The sequence below is a fragment of the Caballeronia terrestris genome (assembly GCF_001544515.1).
In the GTDB taxonomy this organism is placed as follows: Bacteria; Pseudomonadota; Gammaproteobacteria; order Burkholderiales; family Burkholderiaceae; genus Caballeronia; species Caballeronia terrestris.
Map to the genome: position 1 here is coordinate 1 of NZ_FCOL02000140.1, position 6,378 is coordinate 6,378.

5 protein-coding genes and 1 pseudogene are annotated in these 6,378 nt (G+C 59.6%); 4 read left to right on the forward strand and 2 right to left on the reverse strand.

Annotated features, from left to right (window positions below):
- The first annotated feature begins 1,947 nt into the window (after nt 1-1,947).
- Nucleotides 1,948-2,856: an integrase domain-containing protein gene (locus AWB67_RS33705; RefSeq protein ID WP_159965072.1), complete on the forward strand. Its 909-nt coding sequence runs from the start codon at nt 1,948-1,950 to the stop codon at nt 2,854-2,856.
- A 466-nt stretch (nt 2,857-3,322) separates the two neighbouring features.
- On the opposite strand, the gene AWB67_RS33710 is transcribed toward AWB67_RS33705, so the two are convergent.
- Both AWB67_RS33710 and AWB67_RS33715 read right to left on the reverse strand, forming a co-directional pair.
- Nucleotides 3,323-3,547 carry a hypothetical protein gene (locus tag AWB67_RS33710; RefSeq protein WP_087660335.1) on the reverse strand — a complete coding sequence of 75 codons (225 nt, stop codon included), beginning with the start codon at nt 3,545-3,547 and terminating at the stop codon, nt 3,323-3,325.
- A gap of 713 nt (nt 3,548-4,260) precedes the next feature.
- Nucleotides 4,261-5,259, reverse strand: a complete 999-nt coding sequence (locus tag AWB67_RS33715; protein WP_200822382.1) for an IS630 family transposase — start codon at nt 5,257-5,259, stop codon at nt 4,261-4,263.
- Nucleotides 5,260-5,576: 317 nt separating this feature from the next.
- Here AWB67_RS33715 and AWB67_RS33720 point away from each other — a divergent pair.
- The 3 genes and pseudogenes from AWB67_RS33720 to AWB67_RS43585 form a co-directional block, all read left to right on the forward strand.
- Nucleotides 5,577-5,806: pseudogene (locus tag AWB67_RS33720) on the forward strand (hypothetical protein).
- Nucleotides 5,781-6,269: a tyrosine-type recombinase/integrase gene (locus AWB67_RS33725; RefSeq protein ID WP_235025503.1), complete on the forward strand. Its 489-nt coding sequence runs from the start codon at nt 5,781-5,783 to the stop codon at nt 6,267-6,269. Before AWB67_RS33720 ends, AWB67_RS33725 begins: the two are co-directional and overlap by 26 nt.
- On the forward strand, nt 6,244-6,378 hold a 135-nt coding region (locus AWB67_RS43585), incomplete at its 3' end, for a tyrosine-type recombinase/integrase (RefSeq protein WP_374729873.1). The genes AWB67_RS33725 and AWB67_RS43585, both read left to right, overlap by 26 nt.

The window sequence follows — 6,378 nt, forward strand, 5'->3', positions numbered from 1 at the left end:
CTCTTGTCGAGCGAGGACGCTGCGTTCACAGTGCCGCGCGGCGTGAGCGGCGCGCCATTGGCGGCCGGCAACGGCGCGGTCTTGTTGATCGGGCTCGGCGTCGGCGTGCTCGGCAACGAAATCAGCGGCTGAGCCTGGTTGGCGACATCGACATGAACGAGGGGCGGCGTCTCCGCGTCTTGTGCCCATGCACTCGTGATGACGGTCGATACGCCAATGCACACTGCGATAGCGTGCCCTTTGAAGGGCATCGTGTTGTTGTCCCGCTCCATGAGTTCCCCGTATGGCCTGACTGCTTTTGGTACCGCCTTGTGGCGCTTGTTTTATTTGTCCGACCGAAAGCATTGTGCGTAATAACCTGTAACCCTTATGTATTGTGCGCCACATTAAGCTGAAGAAGAATCGAAGCCGAAGCTGCGGGGCGCGACAGGCGAGGACGTCGTCAGCGAAGACAAGCAATCCTGTATCGTTGCTCCAGCGGAGCGCAGGCTACACACCCTCTATCGGCCTCGGTTTGCCCGACCCGCTCGCCCCGACACTGCGATGTTTGCGAGGTTGAGCTTGCGGTGCACCCACCAGACGAAAACGCGTGAGATCCCTCGCCCAGCATCTCAAGCAACTTCTCCTGGAACGGGTTCAGCTTCGCCAGGTCACCAATCCGGAACGAGGACGCTGTTGATGGGCGACCGCGAAAGACCGCTCTAATGGAGCAGTGTATTGGTGAGCTTTTCCAGGAAGTGCCGGTCGACTTCTGGCTCATTAAAAACTCGGTCGTCGAAGATCTCGCAGACGGCCTGGCACCAAACTCCGTCATTCTCGAAAGGAAGCGCTGGAGATGATGCGCTCAGTTGGCTCGCGCGGTCCATCCGTACCGTCCGGGTCTTTAACGGCCTCTGCACGGTCCTTACACGGTCCCTGCTGGGGCCATTGAATCACTCTCGTCGCATCCACTGCGCCCTCGGGGCCAAGCAGGGGCCAAGCAGGGGCCGAAAGATGGTTTGATGCTGGGCAGGAAAGAAGTTCCGCGGGACGGAAGCGGGCGTTCTTGCGACGGGTCTCGGTCATTACGACCATCGATTACGGTCGAAAGGCGCTATGCCGAGTTCACCGCTCCAAGGGTTGCTTCCTTTTGCAGCCTTTTGACAGTACTTGCTTTAAAGCCATACGTTTTTTAGTAGCTTAAAAATTTCAACGAGCGTTTTGTAGTCACGCCAGAATTCTTGTGCTAACGTCGTCAAGTTTTCTCGCGTCTCTGACGCATCGACCTACGATCTGGCCTTGAGCCCGGTCGGATTTCTATTAAGCCGGAAACCCCGGCCGCAGTGATTGCTTATGGCACGCGCATCGGATCCTCCGCCCTGCGCAGCCCCCTGAGCAATATTTTTTCTTGAGTGCTTCGGCGGGCTCTCGTAGTCCGTCCATCGCAAGCACACTGACTTTCTTCGGGCTTCGCCCTACATCTCTACGTTTGTCCGGGCAGCATCGCCCCAATTTCCTCGAAGCTTCGGCGGTCAACGAGTCGCCCATCTAACGCATCGCGTCCACGCTTCCCGTTTCGCTGCGCCGACAGCAAACGCCGTAAGCACGACACGATGACTTCACCACCTTCTGCGACCCCGCTCATCGGACCGCTCAACGAAGGCACGACTTGAGCTTTGCGCGTCACTGCTTCGCACGTAGCAGTGACGCGATTACGCATTCCCTTGGCGCCCGCGTCATATAAGGCGTCCCTCTCCTCACGTGATAGTTAAGCGCACGTCAGCGCGTCGAACCGGTCAACCGGCGAACGACAAACGACCCTATCGGCATGCAGCACCCGGCCACAACAACCCACCTCCAGGTGGCGGCCGCAGATCCCTAAACGAATGCAGGAACCGGCTCGCTGGAGCATGCCGGTGCAACACACAAACAATGTTGAACAACGAAAAACAACTCCAACGAGAAAACATGAGCAAGTTCACCTCACCACCGAACCGTCCGCGATCGACCGAAGCGAAGTTCATGACAGCGTCGCTCCATAAGGGGGCGGCGACCCTCACCCGACAGAAGATGTTGACCACCTTCAAAGCATTTGCAGCCCATGCGAAGCAGCGGCGCTATGGAGCGGTCGATCCCGCCACGGTCACAGAGAAACAGATTCGTAACTATGTGGCCGCGCGTATCGAGGGCGGCATCACGCCGCGCACGATACAGAACGAGGTCAGCCATCTGCGCCGAGCCTTACGCGGCACCGGCCGTGGCGAGTGGGCAGATTCGCTCACCAATGCACAGCTCGGCGTGCCGGCCGGCACCCGCATCGGCACTGGCCGCGTGGTCGATGCGCACGTGCTCGCGTACGCCCTTGAGCACGCGCCGGCTGACACCCGTGCCTGGATCCAGCTCGAGCGTTCCCTGGGCTTGCGACGTGAAGAGATGATCGAAAGTCACAAGAGCTTGAGGCAGTGGGAGACGGCGCTCATGCGCGGCCAGAGCTTTGTCACCATCCGTCACGGCACCAAGGGCGGGCGTGTTCGGGATACTGCAATTCCGCCGCCCTACCGTGAACGAGCACTGGCTGCGGTCAAAGCAGCGTTGGAGGTGGTGACACGGCGGGAGCAACTCGTCGACTCGCCCACTGCTCGTGCAGCTCAGAAGCAGGTCCATGATCGCTTTGCGGCGCTGGGCTTAACGGGCAAAGACTCAGGCCACGCGTTGCGCCGAGCCTTCTGCCGCGACAACTACGAGTACTACCTGAGCGAAGGCCACAGCGTCAAAGAAGCGCTCGCGCTGTGTGCGCGCGACCTCGGCCACGGCGAAGGCCGCGGCCGCTGGGTCTGGAACAACTATCTAAGGGCCACCTATGAGCAACAAACCTGAATTCGTGACCGCTCTTCGATTGCCGAAGGGCAGCGTATGGAAGGTCAAATCGGAGCTGGTCGGAGAAACGCGACTGGAATGTCTTTCGAACTCGGCGGAAGCTCTCCCGCGAGTAAAGATCTCACCTGAGGCTTTCGAAGTGCTCAAAAGTCTCAGGAATCGGGGGGAGACGATCCGGGAGGTGACAGAGCGGCTGATCTTCGCTGCAGCTGAGCAACCCGGCCAGACTTCTTCACGTTGACGATGAAAATTTCGTGGTGGCAGATAAGTCACCGAAAAGTGACAGATATCTGTCACTTCGGAACCGTGCGGATCGAACGGAGCGGTATGTTGGCGGCTAAGTGCCCGAAAAGTGCCAGATATCTGTCAGTTCGGGACCACGCTGGTCGAACCGCGCGGTACGTTGCTCGCCAAGTGCCCGAAAAGTGTCAGTTACTGACGGGTGCATCAAATATTGCTCTGTTTTTCAGGCGGCGTAGCGAACATGCTTTTCTTTGAACAGATTGCGAATCATGTGAGGCTCCTTCTGGCGGCGATGCAAATGACGACGAACCGTGTCAATCATTTCCGCCTTGCCGGTCGGCCGACTCTTGCCCAGTGCATTGGTCTTGACGTCCTGGTTGAGCAGTTCGTCCGGGTAGCGGGTAAGGAGACGGCATTGCTGCCGCCCCCTCCCCAAAGAACCGCCCAAGCGACTTTCACCGCAAGCGGCTCAGGCACAGCCAAAGCATCACCTTTCGATGCCGGTCCTGTCATCCAGCACAGTGCCTTCGCAGTCGTCATATCATTGGTCCATTCCGTTGCCGGAACCTGGGCGCTGAACTGCAACGAGGCAGCCTCTCTCAAGCTTCCCAGTCTCGAACTTCAAATACTGGCCTGCGACAGCTACACCTCGCGGAAGTCTGCACCCTTTCGGGTTAGGGCAAATGTTGAACCCCTATGCAAGCCATTACAGCATGCCTTTCGCTTGCTCCGCGTTCTCTTACCCGCTCCACCAACAGTTCTCCTTGCGGATTGCCTGCCAAATCGCGATATTCCGCCTAGTTGGCGGTGAGTCGGGCTTACCACGTTCCCGTTCCTGCCGACCCAAATGCGATCTCTGATCTTCATATCGCATCGGGACTCTCCGTGTAGCGCCCGTCTATTCCCCGGCAGCGTTGCGACGACGTGCTCCCAAACTGAACAGGAGCAACCAGCTGCGTACCATTTTGGTTTGGGCCTGCCAGCCGCTTTGGCCCACTTGCCCTCACGAGGTTTATCGGCGGTTCACATCTGTTGCGCATGCGGAACTTGCCTGGCCTCCACGCCGCCTTGCGGCTTGCAGCGTCGTCACACACCGTCGCCGTCGGTGACGTCTTTCGACGAGTACTTTGTCCCGGGAGCTTCGCACCTGACCGTTACCAGTCACGCACGTCCCGGTAGGCAACTGCTGGTCGTACAACAGGTCACGGTACGGCACGCCGTGCGTGACAAGACAGAAACGAGCTTTACCGCCAACTGCATGCCGCTTGACGCGCGGCGGACGGCGACACGTGTCGCACTCAGCTCAGGGCAGTAGCCAGGCAACCGGATCAAGCGCAGGCGCGTTGCATTGTCGGCGACAAATTTCTTCACGGTGACGGATCGATGGACCGGATGTCCGTCGACAATCAGGTAGATCTTGCGCGTGGCCTGCTTGAGCAGGCGTTTCATGAATTCGATGAAGGTCGCGTTCCTGAACGTTCCCTCGAAGACCATGAAACTCAGTTCACCGCGGTTCGTAATGGCAGAAATCATATTGCAACCGAAACGCTTTCCGGTCGCCCGCACCACCGGCGTCTCGCCCTTCAAGGCAAAGCTGGTACCGCTCACGTGGTCGCTACGCAATCCCATTTCGTCGCCCCAGTAGATCGTCGCCTGTTCCTGCTTCGCCTCTTTCGCGATCCGCGGATAGTCCTCTTTCAGCCACCGTTCGATCGCCGCGTCATTTCGCTCGTACGCGCGTCGCACCGGCTTCTGCGCACTCATGCCCCATGCTTTGAGGTATCGGCCAGCCGTCCACTTCGATACCTTGACGCCGTATTCGCGCTGGATCAACTGTGCGACCGATTCGCGCGTCCACAGGTAGAACGGCAGCGCGAGTTGATCGGGCATTCGCTCAATAATCAGCTTGCGAATACTCACGGCTTGCCGATGCGTCAGGTGGCCGCTTCCCGGTCGGCGGCCACGCTTGCCCGGCCTCAGCGCCCTAAAACCGCCTTCTCTTGCCGATTTCGTCCAATTGCCAACAGCACGAAGGCTCACGCCATACGTTCGGGCCGCATCGACTCGTGTCATACCGCCGCGCACCGCCTGCACCACCATCTTCCTCAGGTGCGCCTGCGTAGCCTGGTCCAGTTTTCGGGCATCAGTTTTCGTGTTCATCCGCCTCTAACGCACAAGGCAGTATTTGGTGCACCTGTCAGTAAGTGTCACTTTTCGGCAATTTCTATTACGCCTACTCTCGTTCTCGCACGAAGAGGAAGCGCAACCCATCCCGGCCTAGCCTTTTCCAGGGCTCGATGGTCATTGGCGCCGCATACGTCGCCGAGGTAGGAACTACAGGTAGCCATCTCTGAGCGATAAAACCGCCTTCTAATTAGGTGCTCGCGCTCGCGCGTTCGCGGATGCCGCGATCGCACCGCGCCTGTACGATGCCCCTGAGCAACCTTCCGCCGAAATGGACCGGCGCCTCCGGCGCGATGCATTTATTTGTCGAGTACGACGAGGGGGAGCAGCTGCTCCCAGCGTGCGCCTCGAGACGGCGGACGATACGCGCTGTGTGGTGCCGGTGGACTGCGACCTGCGCAAGCGGGGCATTCAGCGGGAAACCCGCTACGAAATCACGCCCGCTGAGCTGATCGCACTGATCCGCGCGCACGGAGGGGAGTTGCCCGGAGAGAACCATGTCCGTGCTGCCAATCTCAGTTGAAAGGGGCCGGCGGCTGACCGGCGCGGAGTTTCACCAGCTGGCAGCCGTGCCCGCCGAAGCCGAATGGTTCGCCAATCTCGACAATCCGCGCACCCGCCGTGCATACCGAATTGATCTGCAGGACTTCATGAGTTTCGCCGGCATCGCGCGGCCGGACGAGTTTCGCCTCGTGACCCGCGCGCATGTGCTGGCGTGGCGCAAGACGCTCGAAGAGCGGACGCTGTCGGGCGCCACCATTCGCCGGAAGCTCGCCGCACTCTCATCGCTATTCGAATACCTGTGCGAAAAGAACGCGGTCGCTTTCAACCCGGTGAAAGGCGCAAAGCGGCCAAAGGTCGACGGCAACGAAGGGAAGACACCGGCGATCAGCGATCACCAGGCGCACGCTGCTCGATGCGCCGGATCCGGCGACTCCCAAGGGCAAGCGCGATCGCGCGCTGCTCTATCACGGCCTGCGCCGTGAGGAGCTGTGCTTGTTAAAAGTGAAAGACATGCACGACCGGCGCGGCGTGTCGCATTTACGGATCCACGGCAAGGGCAACAAACTACGCTATCTGCCGCTGCATCCAGAC

Coding starts and splice junctions, on each gene's coding strand:
- AWB67_RS33705 (WP_159965072.1), top strand. CDS start 1,948: ATGAGCAAGTTCACCTCACCACCGAACCGTCCGCGATCGACCGAAGCG.
- AWB67_RS33715 (WP_200822382.1), bottom strand. CDS start 5,259: ATGAACACGAAAACTGATGCCCGAAAACTGGACCAGGCTACGCAGGCG.
- AWB67_RS33725 (WP_235025503.1), top strand. CDS start 5,781: ATGTCCGTGCTGCCAATCTCAGTTGAAAGGGGCCGGCGGCTGACCGGC.